Annotated in this window: 13 protein-coding genes and 1 tRNA gene; 6 read left to right on the forward strand and 8 right to left on the reverse strand. The window is 63.1% G+C overall.

All coding sequences use genetic code 11. The features are described from left to right. The first annotated feature begins 88 nt into the window (after positions 1–88). The 5 genes from metH to nrdF all read left to right on the forward strand — a co-directional run bounded on the left by metH (position 89) and on the right by nrdF (position 8,025). The gene (gene metH / locus E2K76_RS00635) at positions 89–3,823 is read left to right on the forward strand and encodes a methionine synthase (protein ID WP_136682328.1); all 3,735 of its coding nucleotides are present in this window, start codon (positions 89–91) and stop codon (positions 3,821–3,823) included. A 309-nt stretch (positions 3,824–4,132) separates the two neighbouring features. Then, entirely contained in the window at positions 4,133–4,354 is a 222-nt protein-coding gene (gene nrdH, locus E2K76_RS00640; RefSeq protein WP_136682330.1) for a glutaredoxin-like protein NrdH, read from the forward strand. Positions 4,355–4,358: 4 nt separating this feature from the next. Then, entirely contained in the window at positions 4,359–4,760 is a 402-nt protein-coding gene (nrdI, locus tag E2K76_RS00645) for a class Ib ribonucleoside-diphosphate reductase assembly flavoprotein NrdI (protein ID WP_136682332.1), read from the forward strand. A gap of 35 nt (positions 4,761–4,795) precedes the next feature. Next, positions 4,796–6,877 carry a class 1b ribonucleoside-diphosphate reductase subunit alpha gene (gene nrdE, locus E2K76_RS00650; RefSeq protein WP_246032859.1) on the forward strand — a complete coding sequence of 694 codons (2,082 nt, stop codon included), beginning with the start codon at positions 4,796–4,798 and terminating at the stop codon, positions 6,875–6,877. 170 nt (positions 6,878–7,047) lie between these two features. After that, positions 7,048–8,025, forward strand: a complete 978-nt coding sequence (nrdF, locus tag E2K76_RS00655) for a class 1b ribonucleoside-diphosphate reductase subunit beta (RefSeq protein WP_136682336.1) — start codon at positions 7,048–7,050, stop codon at positions 8,023–8,025. 42 nt (positions 8,026–8,067) lie between these two features. Here nrdF and E2K76_RS00660 read toward each other — a convergent pair whose 3' ends face one another. The 5 genes from E2K76_RS00660 to rpsF form a co-directional block, all read right to left on the reverse strand. Further along, positions 8,068–8,436 (reverse strand): SMR family transporter, encoded by a 369-nt coding sequence (locus E2K76_RS00660; RefSeq protein ID WP_136682338.1) that lies wholly within the window; start codon positions 8,434–8,436, stop codon positions 8,068–8,070. 9 nt (positions 8,437–8,445) lie between these two features. Further along, a complete protein-coding gene (locus tag E2K76_RS00665) occupies positions 8,446–9,513 on the reverse strand; it encodes a YihY/virulence factor BrkB family protein (protein ID WP_246032846.1) in 1,068 nt (355 codons plus the stop codon). 108 nt (positions 9,514–9,621) lie between these two features. After that, positions 9,622–10,203 carry a 50S ribosomal protein L9 gene (rplI, locus tag E2K76_RS00670; protein ID WP_136682341.1) on the reverse strand — a complete coding sequence of 194 codons (582 nt, stop codon included), beginning with the start codon at positions 10,201–10,203 and terminating at the stop codon, positions 9,622–9,624. 10 nt (positions 10,204–10,213) lie between these two features. Then, positions 10,214–10,441: a 30S ribosomal protein S18 gene (rpsR, locus tag E2K76_RS00675; protein ID WP_136682342.1), complete on the reverse strand. Its 228-nt coding sequence runs from the start codon at positions 10,439–10,441 to the stop codon at positions 10,214–10,216. 17 nt (positions 10,442–10,458) lie between these two features. Next, on the reverse strand, positions 10,459–10,863 hold the full coding sequence (rpsF, locus tag E2K76_RS00680; RefSeq protein ID WP_136682343.1) for a 30S ribosomal protein S6: 405 nt from the start codon (positions 10,861–10,863) through the stop codon (positions 10,459–10,461). A 246-nt stretch (positions 10,864–11,109) separates the two neighbouring features. Between rpsF and E2K76_RS00685 the strand changes: the two genes are divergently transcribed. After that, complete coding sequence (locus E2K76_RS00685) at positions 11,110–11,685, forward strand: YceI family protein (protein ID WP_136682344.1); 576 nt, start codon at positions 11,110–11,112, stop codon at positions 11,683–11,685. Here the strand turns inward: E2K76_RS00685 and E2K76_RS00690 are convergent, their stop codons facing one another. The 3 genes from E2K76_RS00690 to gcvP form a co-directional block, all read right to left on the reverse strand. Next, positions 11,686–12,414 (reverse strand): sulfite exporter TauE/SafE family protein, encoded by a 729-nt coding sequence (locus E2K76_RS00690; protein ID WP_136682345.1) that lies wholly within the window; start codon positions 12,412–12,414, stop codon positions 11,686–11,688. Positions 12,415–12,453: 39 nt separating this feature from the next. Then, positions 12,454–12,529, reverse strand: a tRNA-Ala gene (locus tag E2K76_RS00695). Positions 12,530–12,642: 113 nt separating this feature from the next. Continuing rightward, on the reverse strand, positions 12,643–15,462 hold the full coding sequence (gcvP, locus tag E2K76_RS00700; RefSeq protein ID WP_136682346.1) for an aminomethyl-transferring glycine dehydrogenase: 2,820 nt from the start codon (positions 15,460–15,462) through the stop codon (positions 12,643–12,645). Positions 15,463–15,532 lie beyond the last annotated feature (70 nt).

The raw sequence follows: 15,532 nt of genomic DNA on the forward strand, positions 1-15,532 counted from the left end.
CTGCGCATCTTGAACATGAAAAGCATGAACTTTCCCTCGCGGCCGTATCCGCTATAAGGAACAGCCCCGGCCGCGAGGAGATCAGCCCATGCCCGCCCCTGTTCGTTCCGAAGTCTTTGCCCGTCTCGAAGCGGCAGCGCGGAGCCGTATCCTGATCCTTGACGGTGCCATGGGCACGCAGATCCAGCAGCTTGGCTTCGGCGAGGATCAGTTCCACGGCCATGGCGGCGGCTGCGCCTGCCACCACCATTCGGACCATCCGCAGCAGGGCAACAACGACCTGCTGATCCTGACCCAGCCGGACGCGATCGAGGATATCCACTACCGCTATGCCAAAGCCGGCGCGGATATCGTGGAGACGAATACCTTCTCCTCGACCACCATCGCGCAGGCCGATTACGGGATGGAGGAGGCGGTCTATGACCTGAACTTCCACGGCGCGCGGATCGTGCGTCGCGCGCTGGACCGCGCCACCGCCGAGGATGGGCGCGAGCGGTTCGTCGCGGGCGCATTGGGGCCGACCAACCGGACGGCGTCGATCAGCCCGGATGTGAACAACCCCGGCTATCGCGCTGTTTCCTTTGACGATCTGCGGATCGCCTATGCCCAGCAGATCCACGGGCTGATGGATGGTGGTGCCGACATCATCCTGATCGAGACGATCTTCGACACGCTGAACGCCAAGGCCGCGATCTTCGCCTGCGAAGAGGTTTTCGTCGAAAAAGGCGTCCGCCTGCCCGTCATGATCTCGGGCACCATCACCGACCTGTCTGGCCGCACGCTTTCGGGCCAGACGCCGACGGCGTTCTGGCATTCGGTGCGCCACGCCAGTCCCTTCACCATCGGCCTGAACTGCGCACTTGGCGCGGCGGCAATGCGCGAGCACCTTGCCGAAATCTCGGGCGTGGCGGACACGTTCACCTGCGCATACCCCAACGCGGGCCTGCCGAACGAGATGGGGCAATACGACGAATCCCCCGAGGCGATGGCCGCCCAGATCGAGGATTTCGCGCGCGAGGGGCTTCTGAACGTCGTCGGCGGCTGCTGCGGGTCCACCCCCGACCACATCCGCGCGATCGCGCAGGCCGTGGCGAAATACCCGCCGCGCGAAATTCCCGAGCAAGCGCCGCTGATGCGCCTGTCGGGACTGGAGCCGTTCACGCTGACCAAGGACATCCCTTTCGTCAACGTTGGCGAACGCACGAACGTCACCGGCTCCGCCCGTTTCCGCAAGCTGATCACCAATGGCGATTACGCGACCGCGCTGGAAGTCGCCCGCGATCAGGTCGAGAACGGCGCGCAGATCATCGACGTCAACATGGACGAAGGCCTGATCGATTCCAAACAGGCGATGATCGAATACCTGAACCTGATCGCCGCCGAGCCGGACATCGCGCGGGTTCCGGTGATGATCGACTCCTCGAAATGGGAGGTGATCGAGGCGGGCCTGAAATGCGTTCAGGGCAAGCCGATCGTGAACTCGATTTCGATGAAAGAGGGCGAGGAGGCTTTCCTGCACCACGCCCGCCTGTGCCGCGCATATGGGGCCGCAGTCGTCGTGATGGCCTTCGACGAGGTCGGCCAAGCCGACACCGAAGACCGCAAGGTCGAGATCTGCTCCCGTGCCTACAAGCTGCTGACCGAGGAAGTCGGATTCCCGCCCGAAGACATCATCTTCGACCCCAACGTCTTTGCCGTGGCGACCGGGATCGAGGAGCACGACAACTACGGCGTGGATTTCATCGGCGCCACGAAGCGGATCATCGACACCCTGCCCCATGTTCACATCTCGGGCGGTGTGTCGAACCTGTCGTTTTCGTTCCGCGGCAATGAACCCGTGCGCGAGGCGATGCATGCCGTGTTCCTGTATCACGCGATCCAGGTCGGCATGGACATGGGCATCGTCAACGCGGGGCAGCTGGCGGTCTATTCGGAGATCGACGCCGAACTGCGCGAGGCTTGCGAGGATGTCGTCCTCAACCGCCGCAGCGATTCCACCGAACGGATGCTGGAACTGGCCGAGAAGTATCGCGGTCAGGCCGGCGGTCCCGCCAAGGAACGGGACATGTCGTGGCGCGAGCTGCCGGTGGAAAAGCGGCTGGAACACGCGCTGGTCAACGGCATCACCGAATTCATCGACGCCGACACCGAGGAAGCGCGCCTGAACGCCGCCCGCCCGCTGCACGTCATCGAAGGGCCGCTGATGGCCGGGATGAACCTGGTGGGCGATCTGTTCGGCTCGGGCAAGATGTTCCTGCCGCAGGTGGTCAAATCCGCCCGCGTGATGAAACAGGCCGTCGCCGTGCTGCTTCCCTATATGGAGGCCGAGAAGGGCGAAGGACGCCAGTCGGCGGGCAAGATCCTGATGGCGACCGTGAAGGGCGACGTCCACGACATCGGCAAGAACATCGTCGGCGTGGTCCTTGCCTGCAACAATTACGAGATCGTCGATCTGGGCGTCATGGTCCCCGCGACGAAGATTCTGGAAACGGCCAAGGCCGAGGGCTGCGACATCATCGGCCTGTCGGGTCTGATTACGCCCAGCCTTGACGAGATGGTGCATGTGGCGGCCGAGATGGAACGCTCGGGCTTCGACATCCCGCTGCTGATCGGCGGCGCGACGACCAGCCGCGTGCATACGGCGGTGAAGATTCACCCGAAATACGCGGCGGGTCAGGCGATCTATGTCACCGATGCCAGCCGTGCGGTCGGCGTGGTCGGCGCGCTTTTGTCGGAAACGCAGAAGCCCGCCTATATCGACGGCATCCGCGAGGAATACAAAAAGGTCGCCGACAATCACGCAAGGGCAGAGCTTGAGAAGAAGCGCCTGCCGCTGGCCTCGGCCCGGGCCAATGCGGTGAAGGTGGACTGGACCGGATACACCGTCCCCGCGCCCAGCTTCCTTGGCCTGAAGCATTGGGACGACTGGGATCTGGCGGAACTGGCGCGCTATATCGACTGGACGCCGTTCTTCCAGACGTGGGAGTTGAAGGGCGTCTTTCCCAAAATCCTGGACGACGAGAAACAGGGCGAAGCCGCGCGCGGGCTTTATGCCGATGCGCAGGCGATGCTGGAAAAGATCATCGCCGAAAAATGGTTCCGCCCCTCGGCGGTGGTGGGCTTCTGGCCTGCAAACGCGGTCGGCGACGACATCCGCCTCTATACCGACGAGTCGCGGACGACGAAGCTGGACACGCTGCACACCCTGCGTCAGCAGGTGGCAAAACGTGACGGGCGGCCCAACGTCGCCCTGTCCGACTTCGTTGCCCCCGAAGGCACGCCCGACTATGTCGGCGGCTTCGTCGTGACCGCGGGCTTCGAGGAGATCGCGATCGCCGAGCGGTTCGAGCGGGCGAATGACGACTACTCCTCGATCATGGTGAAGGCGTTGGCCGACCGTTTCGCCGAAGCCTTCGCCGAACGCCTGCACGAGATGGTCCGCAAGGAGCTGTGGGCTTACGCACCGGATGAGGATTTCGCCCCAACCGCCCTGATCGGCGAGCCTTATCGCGGCATCCGGCCCGCCCCCGGCTATCCCGCCCAGCCCGACCATACGGAAAAGACCACGCTGTTCCGCCTGCTGGAGGCCGAAGCCCGCACCGGCGTCACCCTGACGGAATCGCTGGCCATGTGGCCGGGGTCTTCGGTGTCCGGCATCTATATCGGCCACCCCGATGCCTACTATTTCGGCGTGGCAAAGGTGGAACGCGATCAGGTCGAGGACTATGCCGCGCGGAAGGGGATGAGCTTGGAGGATGCAGAGCGTTGGTTGTCCCCCATTTTGAACTACACGCCAGGCGCGAACGCCGTCGCTGCGGAATAATAAACTTATCCACACATCGCCCACAGAAAATCGGCCCTTCCCTGCTTTTCTGGCGTTGACAGACTCGCCCCCTCGGGCGCTATATATAGCCCCGAGGACGCGACAACCCGCTAGAGGTTGAGGCATCGGAGAGGCAACAAACCCAATTTTCATTGGGCCAAGCCTTTTCGAGGCTGGCATGGAACACCATATCTTGCGGTATGGATCATGCCTGCCACAAACGATCCTCGCGGATGATGTGACAACGGGCATTGGCCCGGTGCCCTTGCGGCCCCGGACCACGCGCCCACGCCGAATAGGACCAAAGCGATGACCGTGACCGTTTATTCCAAACCCGCCTGCGTGCAATGCGACGCGACCAAGCGTGCGCTGGACAGCAAGGGCATCGTCTATAACGTCGTCGACCTGACCGAAGACGCGGCGGCGATGGAGCATGTGACGGGCCTTGGCTATCGTCAGGCCCCCGTCGTCATCGCGGGGTCCGACCACTGGGCGGGCTTCCGTCCCGACAAGATCGGCGCGCTGGCCTGACGACGTGGCCGGACTGGTCTATTACTCGTCCGGCTCGGGCAATACGCAAAGGTTCGTGGATCGGCTGGGCCTGCCCGCCACGCGAATTCTGGGCGAGACGCGGGTGACGGAACCCTACGTTCTGATCACCCCGAGTTATTCAGACGGTCTTGGGAATGGCGCGGTTGCCAAACCCGTGATCCGGTTCCTCAACGACCCCGCGAACAGATGTCTTCTGCGCGGGGTTATCGCTTCGGGGAACCGCAATTTCGGTGAATACTTCGCCCATGCGGGCAAGATCATCGCGGCCAAATGTGGTGTGCCAGTCCTTTATCGCTTCGAGCTTTCCGGCACGGACGAGGATGTGGCGCGCGTGAGACAAGGATTGGAAACGTTTTGGACACGGCAACGCTCGATCGCCCCGTAGAGAGCCCCTCGCTGGATTACCACGCGCTGAACGCGATGCTGAACCTCTACGATGCGGATGGCAAAATCCGCTTCGATGCGGATCGCCGTGCGGCCAAGGAATACTTCCTGCAACATGTGAACCAGAACACCGTCTTCTTCCACTCGCTGGAAGAAAAGCTCGGCTATCTGGTGCGCGAGGGCTATTACGAGACCGAGGTGCTGGACCAGTATTCCCGCCCCTTCCTGCGCGGCATCTGGGACGCGGCCTATGCCAAGAAGTTCCGCTTTCCGACCTTCCTTGGTGCGTTCAAATACTACACCAGCTACACGCTGAAGACGAAGGACGGTAAGCGCTATCTGGAGCGTTACGAAGACCGCGTCGTGATGCTGGCGCTGACGCTGGCGCAGGGCGACGAAACGCTGGCGATGCAGCTGATGGACGAGGTCATCTCGGGCCGCTTCCAGCCCGCCACCCCGACCTTCCTGAACGCCGGCAAGAAACAGCGCGGGGAACTCATCTCCTGCTTCCTGCTGCGCATCGAAGACAACATGGAATCGATCGGGCGGTCGATCAACTCGGCGCTGCAACTGTCCAAGCGCGGCGGCGGCGTCGCCCTGATGCTGACCAACCTGCGCGAGGCGGGTGCGCCGATCAAGGGGATCGAGAACCAGTCCTCGGGCGTCATCCCGGTGATGAAACTGCTGGAGGATTCGTTCTCCTATGCCAACCAGCTTGGCGCGCGTCAGGGCGCGGGTGCGGTCTATCTGAACTGCCACCACCCGGATATCCTGAAGTTCCTTGATACCAAGCGCGAGAACGCGGACGAAAAGATCCGCATCAAGACCCTGTCGCTGGGCGTCGTGATCCCCGACATCACCTTCGAACTCGCCAAGAAGAACGAGGACATGTATCTGTTCTCGCCCCATGACGTGCAGAAGGTCTATGGCGTGCCCTTCTCGGAAATCTCGGTGACCGAGAAATACCGCGAAATGGTGGACAACCCGCGCATCAAGAAAAAGAAGATCAAGGCGCGCGATTTCTTCCAGATCATCGCCGAGATCCAGTTCGAAAGCGGCTACCCCTACATCATGTATGAGGACACCGTGAACCGCGCCAACCCGGTCGCGGGACGGATCACCATGTCCAACCTGTGCTCGGAAATCCTGCAGGTGAACGAAGCGTCGGAGTTCAACGAGGATCTCAGCTATCAGCACCTCGGGACCGACATTTCCTGCAACCTCGGCTCGTTGAACATCGCCAAGACGATGGACGGCCCGGATTTCGGCGCAACGGTCGAAACCTCGGTCCGTGCGCTGACCGCCGTGTCGCGCATGTCGGCCATCGACTCGGTGCCGTCGATCCGCCGCGGCAACGATGAATCCCACGCCATCGGCCTTGGCCAGATGAACCTGCACGGATTCCTTGCCCGCGAGCGCATCCATTACGGCTCGGTCGAAGGCGTCGACTTCACCCGCGCCTATTTCGCCGCCATCGCCTTCCACGCGATCCGCGCGTCGAACCTGCTGGCGGTCGAACATGGTGAATCGTTCCGCGGCTTCGAAGACTCGAAATACGCCAGCGGCACCTTCTTCGACAAATACACCGAGCAAGACTGGCTGCCCGAGACCGAAACCGTGACGGCGCTGTTCGAAAAGTTCGACGTCGCCCTGCCCACGCGCGAGGATTGGGCCGACCTGAAGGCGAAAGTCATGGCCACCGGCCTTTACAACCGCAACCTTCAGGCCGTCCCGCCGACCGGCTCGATCAGCTACATCAACAACTCGACCTCCTCGATCCACCCGATCGTGTCCAAGATCGAGATCCGCAAGGAAGGCAAGATCGGCCGCGTCTATTATCCCGCCGCGTTCATGGACAACGACAACCTGGAATATTACCAGGACGCCTATGAAATCGGGCCGGAAAAGATCATCGATACCTATGCCGCCGCGACCGAGCATGTCGATCAGGGCCTGTCGCTGACGCTGTTCTTCAAGGACACCGCCACGACCCGCGACATCAACCGCGCCCAGATCTATGCGTGGAAGAAGGGCATCAAGACGATCTACTACATCCGTCTGCGCCAGCTTGCGCTGGAAGGGACCGAGGTTCAGGGCTGCGTCAGCTGCACCCTCTGACTTCACTGGATGCTACAAATTCAAAGACCGGCGGCTTTTTGCCGCCGGTCTTTTTATATCTAACCTACTGATAAGACTGCAACTTTAAGCTGTGAGAATCATAGATTTCTGCTTGTTCCTTGGTATGCTTCGCGATAGACGCTGCCCTGAAACCAGCACAAGAGATCGCCATGAACGCCCAGTCCCCGGTGCGCCGCACCCCTACCCGCGCCATCAACTGGAACCGCGTTCAGGACGAGACCGACCTGACGGTGTGGAACCGTCTGACCTCGAACTTCTGGCTGCCGGAAAAGGTGCCGCTGTCGAACGACATCCCCAGCTGGGCGACGCTGACCGATTACGAACGCCAGCTCACGATCCGCGTCTTCACGGGGCTGACCATGCTGGACACGGTGCAGGCTTCGGTCGGCGCGGTGTCGATGATGCCCGACGCGGTCACCCCCCACGAGGAAGCTGTGCTGACCAATATCGCCTTCATGGAGGCGGTCCACGCGCGCAGCTACAGCTCGATCTTCTCGACCCTGTGCAGCACGCAGGAAATCGACGAGGCCTTCCGCTGGTCCGAGGAAAACACCCACCTTCAGAAGAAGGCGGACCTGATCCTCAAGCACTACAAGGCCGCCGACCCGCTGCGGCGCAAGGTGGCAAGCTGCTTCCTTGAAAGCTTCATGTTCTACAGCGGTTTCTATCTGCCGATGCACTGGTCCAGCCGGGCCAAGCTGACCAACACCGCCGACCTGATCCGCCTGATCATCCGGGACGAGGCCGTCCACGGCTATTACATCGGCTACAAGTTCCAGCGGGGGCTGGAGCGTGTGTCGGAGGCCGAACGCGCGGCCGTCAAGGACTTCGCCTTCAGCCTGATGTTCGAGCTGTATGAGGTCGAGGAAGCCTATACCGAGGAGCTTTACGACGGCGTCGGTCTGTCCGAAGACGTGAAGAAGTTCCTGCATTACAACGCCAACAAGGCGCTGATGAACCTTGGATACGAGGCGCTGTTCCCCGCTTCGGTTACGGATGTAAACCCGGCGATCCTTGCCGCCCTCTCGCCCAACTCGGACGAGAACCACGACTTCTTCTCCGGCTCCGGCTCGTCCTATGTGATCGGCAAGGCGGTCGCGACCGAAGACGAAGACTGGGACTTCTGAAGAAACGAGACCCGGCAGCATCGCGCTGCCGGGTCTTTGCGTTCAATGACCGACGCTTTTCGAAAACAGGTTCACGACAAGCACCCCCAGCACGATCAAGCCCAGTCCCAGAATGGCCGGCGCGTCGAGCCGCTGGCCGAACACGAACACCCCGATCAGCGAGATCAGCACGATACCCATACCGCTCCAGATCGCATAGGCGACGCCCACCGGCATGGTCCGCAAGGCAAACGACAGCAGCCAGAACGCTCCCAGATAGAAGACCGCCATCAGCAATGTCGGCACCAATTTGGTAAACTGTTCGGACTTTTGCAGGAAGGTCGTCCCAACGACTTCCAACGCAATGGCAGCGGCAAGGGCAAGATATGTGGTGAACATCGGCGGGCTCCTTCTCCGCCGAAGCTCTAGCATACCGACATCCTACAGCGCCACGACATCCGCAGCCCGCGCATTGCGGTCGCCCATCGGGCGCGGCGCGCCGGTGGTCGTATCGCGGTTGGTCTGCTTCTCAGCCTCGGCGTTCAGTTCGGCGCCGACCAGCACGATCACCGATCCCAGCCAAAGCCACGTCAGAAGGCCCATCAACGCGCCGAGCGAGCCGTAGGTCTCGTTGAAATTCGCGAAGTTGCCGGCATAGACCGAGAACAGCATCGAAAACACGACCAGCCCCACCGCAGCCACCAGTGCCCCCGGACTGATCCACCGCCAGCGCGCGGCATCACGGCTTGGCCCAAATCGGTAAAGCCCGCCCAGCACCAGCAGCATCACCAGCAAGATCACCGGCCAGCGCGCCATCAACGCGGCCCCTTCGCCCGGAACATGCAGGAAAGAGATCACCGCCGGAAGCACCGCCACCACCACGATCATTGCAAGCCCAAGGCCCAGCATCGCCAGCGTCATCGCAAAAGAGATCAGCGTCAGCTTCACGAAACTGCGCTTCTCGCGCTCGTCATAGGCGACGTTCAGCGCCTCGATCATCGCCTTCGTCGCACCATTCGCGCTCCACAGCGCAATCAGCAGCGACAGCACCGACGCGAAGGTCATGGCCGTCGTTCCCGCCGTCGCAAGGCGCGTCACCTGATCCTGCACGACCGCCATCGACCCCACCGGCAAGACCTGATCCAGTAGGCCCATATGTTCGGCAATCGTCGTCCGGTCGGCGAACAGGCCATAGATCGACACGAATGCGCTCAGTGCCGGCACGAAAGCCAGCAGCACGAAAAAGGTCACGCCCGCCGCAACGGCGAGCACGCGATGCTCCATGACGGCAGCGGCAGTCCGCATCACGATCTGGCGCCATCCCCGCATCGGAATCTGGGTGGGACGCGCGGCATCGCGGCCCTGCGGCGGGGTGGTTTCGGGCAGCGGATGATCGGTGACCGCGCCTGTCGCCGTCTCTGGCAATGGTGGCGCTGGCGTGTCGCGCCGAAGCACCGCGATCAGGCCCAGCGCGACGACTGCTGCAATCTTCATGGGTCTGCCGGTCATCGCCTTGCTCCTTCTGCCGATGACGGAACGTCTCAGGCAAGGCAGGCGTTCCAAGCAAAAGGCCGCCCCGGTTCCCCGAGGCGGCCCCTGCCCGCGATCCCGAAAGGATCAGCGATCGTCTTCTTCGTCGCCCTGTGCAGCACCGATTTCGTCGAACAGCTCGGCGATCTCGAATTCGGCAGCGGCTTCGGCTTCGGCGGCCAGTTCCTGGATCGACTTGCCCGAAGCTTGCAGTTCGGCTTCTTCGACCGAACGTGCGACGTTGATCGAGACTTTCACCGCGACTTCCGGGTGCAGGACCACGGTCACCGGGTGCAGGCCCAGATCCTTGATCGGACGGTCCAGAACCACTTGCGCGCGGTTGACGGTGAAACCGCCATCGGTCGCGGCTTCGGCCACGTCACGGGTCGTCACCGAACCGTAAAGCGCGCCCGCGTCGGATGCCGAACGGATCACGATGAACTGCTGACCGTCCAGCTTCCCGGCGAAGGCTTCTGCCTCTTTGCGGGTTTCCAGGTTGTCGGCTTCCAGCTGGGCTTTCTTCGCTTCGAACGACTTGATGTTCGATTCGTTGGCGCGCAGCGCCTTGCCCTGCGGCAGCAGGTAGTTGCGTGCGTAGCCGTCTTTGACGTTGACGACTTCGCCCATCTGGCCAAGTTTGGCCACGCGTTGCAGAAGGATAACTTGCATCAGCCTATCCTCACTTCACAGCATAGGGCAGCAGGGCGAGGAAGCGCGCGCGCTTGATCGCAGCTGCCAGCTTGCGCTGGTTTTTCGCCGAAACGGCGGTGATCCGCGACGGAACGATCTTGCCACGCTCGGAGATGTAGCGCTGCAGCGTGCGGGTGTCTTTATAGTCGATCGCCGGAGCGTTCTCGCCCCCGAACGGATCAACCTTGCGACGACGGAAGAACGGTTTGTTCGCCATGATATGTTCCTTTCAGATCAACGACGACCGAAGCCGCCGCGGTCACCGCGGTCGCCACGATCCGGACGGTCGCCACGGCCTTCGCGGCCTTCGCGCTCGTCACGTTTCTGCATCTGGACCGACGGGCCCTCTGCGTGCTCGTCGACCTTGATGGTCAGAACGCGCATCACGTCGTCATGCAGGCGCATCAGGCGTTCCATTTCCTGAACGGCAGCCGACGGGGCGTCCGATTTCAGGAAGGCATAGTGGCCTTTGCGGTTCTTGTTGATCTTGTAGGCCATCGTCTTGACGCCCCAGTACTCGTGCTCGACGACTTTGCCGCCGTTATCTGCGAGAACCGTGGAGAAATGTTCGATGAGGCCTTCGGCCTGCGCGTTGGACAAGTCCTGACGCGAGATGAAAACATGCTCGTAAAGCGGCATGTGCACTCCTGTTCGGGCGCATTTCATAGGACGGGCGTATCCCTTCCCGCCGCCCATCCACGAGAGCCTGCGCCGGTTCCGGTGATGCGGAAAGGATGGGGCTTTATACACATCCCTTCGCCCCTCGCAAGGGCCAAGCGGAAACGTGTTGTGCGCTGATCGCGAAACCGTTGTTCGCACATGGGCAATTGCCGCAGGGCGGCAAAACCGGGCACCCTTCCGACGTCAATCATAACGGAGATCCCGATGCTGAAATCCGCCGCCGTCGCCGCGCTCGTCCTGTCTGCCGGCACCGCCTTCGCCGCACCCGAGGCTTATACCTTCGATCCGACGCACAGCCAGATCGTGTTCGACTACAACCACCTCGGCTTCTCGACCACCACCGGCATGTTCGGCGGCATCGAGGGCGAGATCAGCTTCGACGCTGAAGATCCCGCAGCCTCGACCGTGACGGCGACCTTCCCGATCACCGCCATGCTGACCGGCGTCGCCGAACGCGACCAGCACTTCTTGTCGGCCGATTTCTTCGGCGGCGAGGGCAAGGACGAGACGGTGACCTTCGTGTCGAAATCCATCGAAATCACCGGAGAGGAAACCGCGCTCATCACCGGCGATCTGACCCTTAACGGCGTGACCAAAGAAGTCGTGCTGGACACCGTGCTGAACCAGCAGGGCACCCACCCGATGGCGAACAAGGCATGGCTGGGCTTCGACGCCACGACCACCCTGCTGCGTTCGGACTTCAACGCCGGCATGTTCGCCCCCGCCGTCAGCGACGAGGTTCGCGTCCGCATCTCGATCGAAGCGCAAAAGGCCGAGTGATCAGAGCCGGCTGAAGAACCAGACGGTCATCGCCAGCCCATAGGCGATGATCGCCCACCGCAGCGCGCGCACCGGCACCAAATGGGCCAGCCGCGCTGCGGCGTATCCTCCGATGGTCACCCCGACCAGCCCGATCGTGCCGTGATACCAGACGATGGACCCGGCAAGCGCGAACCGCACCACCGCCACTGCCGCCACCAGCGCGGAAATCCACAGCTTCAGCCCGTTCATCGCGTGGATGTCCGTCATGCCCGCCGTGGCCAGAAACGCCAGAAGCAAGATTCCCAGCCCCGCGTTGAAGAACCCGCCATAGGTGCAGACGGCAGCCAGAAACACCCAAAGCACCACCGCGCCCCGCCCTTGCAGAACCGCGCTGACCTTGCCGCCAAACGCGAACAGCCCGACCGCCAGTAGCATCAGCCACGGCACGACGACCGCAAACTGCTCCTCCGTCACGACCAGCAGCAGCTCCGCCCCCAGCCATCCAAACACCAGCGCCGCCGCCGAATAGGGCAGCAGCACCCCCCGATGCGCCCGGATCGACGGCCAGAACCCCCAGGCCCCGCTGACATATCCCGGCAGCGCGGCATAGGTGTTCGACGCATTCGCCAGCACCGGCGGCACCCCGGCAAAGATCAGCGCCGGCATCATGATGAACGACCCACCCCCGGCCAGCGAGTTCACCGCCCCGGCCAGTATCCCGGCAATCAACAAGAGAAGTTCCGTCACGTCCGCCCCCCTCGGGGCCGATCAGTCCCGCGCTGATGCTGGTGGAGCCGAGGGGGATCGAACCCCTGACCTCGTCATTGCGAACGACGCGCTCTCCCAACTGAGCTACGACCCCATCGCAGGAATTTCTGGCAAAGGGCGCGGGGCAAGTCAAGCGGGGCGGTCCGGAGGGCCTCGCGAGGTCCTCCGGGCGGGGGGATCGGGGGGCAGCCGCCCCCCGACGCCCGTTCAGGCATAGCTGTCCATCGGCGGGCAGGTGCAAACCAGATTGCGGTCGCCATAAGCGTTATCGACCCGACCCACCGGCGGCCAATACTTGTCCACCCGGAACGATCCGGGCGGGAAGCAGCCCTGCTCGCGCGGATAGCCGCGGTCCCATTCCGCCACCAGATCCTCGACCGTATGTGGCGCATGGCGCAGCGGCGAGGCGTCCGCCGCGATCTCTCCGGCCTCCACCGCCGCGATCTCCTGCCGGATGGCCAGCAGCGCGGTGATGAAACGGTCGATCTCGGCCTTCGTTTCGGACTCGGTCGGCTCCACCATCAGCGTTCCGGCGACCGGGAAGCTCATGGTCGGCGGGTGGAAGCCGTTGTCGATCAGCCGTTTCGCGATGTCATCCACCGTCACCCCTGCCGCCGCAAAGGGCCGGGTGTCCAGAATGCACTCATGCGCCACCCGCCCCCGGTTGCCCATGAACAGCACCGGATAGGCGCCCCGCAGCCGTGCCGCGATATAGTTGGCGTTCAGGATCGCCACGCGCGTCGCCTGAGTCAGCCCCGCCCCGCCCATCATCAGGCAATAGGCCCAGGAGATCAGCAGGATCGACGCCGACCCGTAAGGTGCCGCCGATACCGGCCCCTCGTCACCGCCCGTCTCGGGATGGCCCGGCAGGAACGGAGCCAGATGCGCCTTGACCCCGATCGGCCCCATGCCCGGACCGCCGCCGCCATGCGGGATCGCGAAAGTCTTGTGCAGGTTCAAATGGCTGACATCGCCGCCAATGGCCCCCGGCTGGACCAGCCCGACCATCGCGTTCATGTTCGCACCGTCGATATAGACCTGACCGCCATGCGCGTGCGAGATTTCGCAGACCTCGCGCACCGTCTCCTCGAACACGCCATGGGTGGACGGATAGGTGATCATCACCGCCGCCAGCTTCGATCCCGCCGCTTCGGCCTTCGCGCGGAAATCCTCAATGTCCACATCGCCGTTGGGCGCGGTCTTCACCGCCACCACCTTCATCCCCACCATCTGCGCGGAGGCCGGGTTCGTCCCATGCGCCGACATCGGGATCAGACAGATGTCGCGATCTTCCCCGCGCGAGCGGTGGTAAGCCTGAATGGTCAGAAGCCCCGCATATTCCCCCTGCGCGCCCGAGTTCGGCTGCATCGAAAACGCGTCATAGCCGGTGATGGTGCACAGTTTCTCCGACAGGTCGGCAATCGCCTCGTGATACCCCGCCGCCTGATCGGCCGGCGCGAAAGGATGCAGCGTGCCAAATTCAGGCCATGTGATCGGCATCATCTCGGCCGCGGCGTTCAGCTTCATCGTGCAGGACCCAAGCGGGATCATCGCCCGGTCCAGCGCCAGATCGCGGTCGGCCAGACGGCGCATATAGCGCATCATCTCGGACTCCGCCCGGTTCATCTGGAAGATCGGATGGGTCAGGTAATCGTCGCCGCGCAGCATCGCATCCGGAAAGCCCAGCGCCTCGACATGCGAGGGCGCCTCATGGATGCCGAACGCATCCAGCACCCGCGCGATCACATCGTCATTGGTCGTCTCGTCCAGCGAGAGGCCGACGCGGTCACGGCCAACCTTGCGCAGGTTGATCCCCCGCTGACGCGCCGCCGCCAGAATACCCGCCTGCCCGGCGCCCACCCGGACGGTGATCGTATCGAAGAACGCCTCGGGCGCGACCTCGGCCCCGGCGGCGCGCAAGGCATCCGCCAGCCGAACGGTGTGGAAATGCACCCGTTCCGCAATCGCCCGCAGCCCCTTCGGGCCATGGAACACGGCATAGAACCCTGCCATCACCGCCAGAAGCGCCTGCGCGGTGCAGACGTTCGAAGTCGCCTTCTCGCGCCGGATATGCTGCTCGCGCGTCTGAAGCGCCAGACGATAAGCCTTGTTGCCGCGCGCATCGACCGAAACGCCGACGATCCGCCCCGGCATCGTCCGCTTGAACTCGTCGCGGCAGGACATGAAGGCGGCATGCGGTCCGCCAAAGCCCATCGGCACGCCGAAACGCTGGCTCGATCCCACTGCAATATCCGCACCCATCGCGCCCGGCGATTTCAGCAGGCACAGCGCCAGAAGGTCGGTCGCAACCACCGCCAGCGCCTTCGCCTCGTGCAGCTTCGCGATGACGTCCGCAAAGTCGGTCACATGGCCATAGGTGCCCGGATATTGAAAGATCGCGCCGAACACGTCGAAGCCCATCTCTGCCGGATCGCCGACCACGACCTCGATCCCCAGCGGGCGGGCGCGGGTTTCGATCACGGCCATGGTCTGCGGATGGCAGCCGCGATCCACGAAGAAGACGCGGCTTTTCGACTTCGATGCGCGTTCGGCCATCGCCATCGCCTCGGCCGCCGCCGTCGCCTCGTCCAGAAGCGAGGCGTTCGCGACCGGCAATCCCGTCAGATCCGTCACCATGGTCTGATAGTTCAAAAGCGCCTCAAGCCGCCCTTGCGCGATCTCGGGCTGATAGGGGGTATAGGCCGTATACCAAGCCGGATTTTCCAATATGTTCCGCTGGATGGCGGGCGGCGTTACAGTGCCGTGATAACCTTGCCCGATCAGGCTGGTCATCACCCGGTTCCGTTCACCCACCTTGCGCATCTTCGCCAGAAGCTCGTGTTCCGCCAGCGGCGCCCAGTCCAGCGGATCGACCTGCCGGATCGACTCCGGGATAGTCTCATCGATCAGCTGGTCCAGCGTTTCCACGCCGCAGGCCGCCAGCATTTCGGCCATTTCGGACGGCGACGGGCCGATATGGCGGCGGTTGGCAAAGTCGTAGGGATCATAGGCGGTGGGCGTGAACATCGTGGCTCCGGGGTGCAAGGGATCGTCCGGAGCCACGGCTCCGGCAAAGGTGTCGCGCGGGTTGGACGGA

This window comes from Falsirhodobacter xinxiangensis, from assembly GCF_004959935.1.
GTDB lineage: Bacteria > Pseudomonadota > Alphaproteobacteria > Rhodobacterales > Rhodobacteraceae > Falsirhodobacter > Falsirhodobacter xinxiangensis.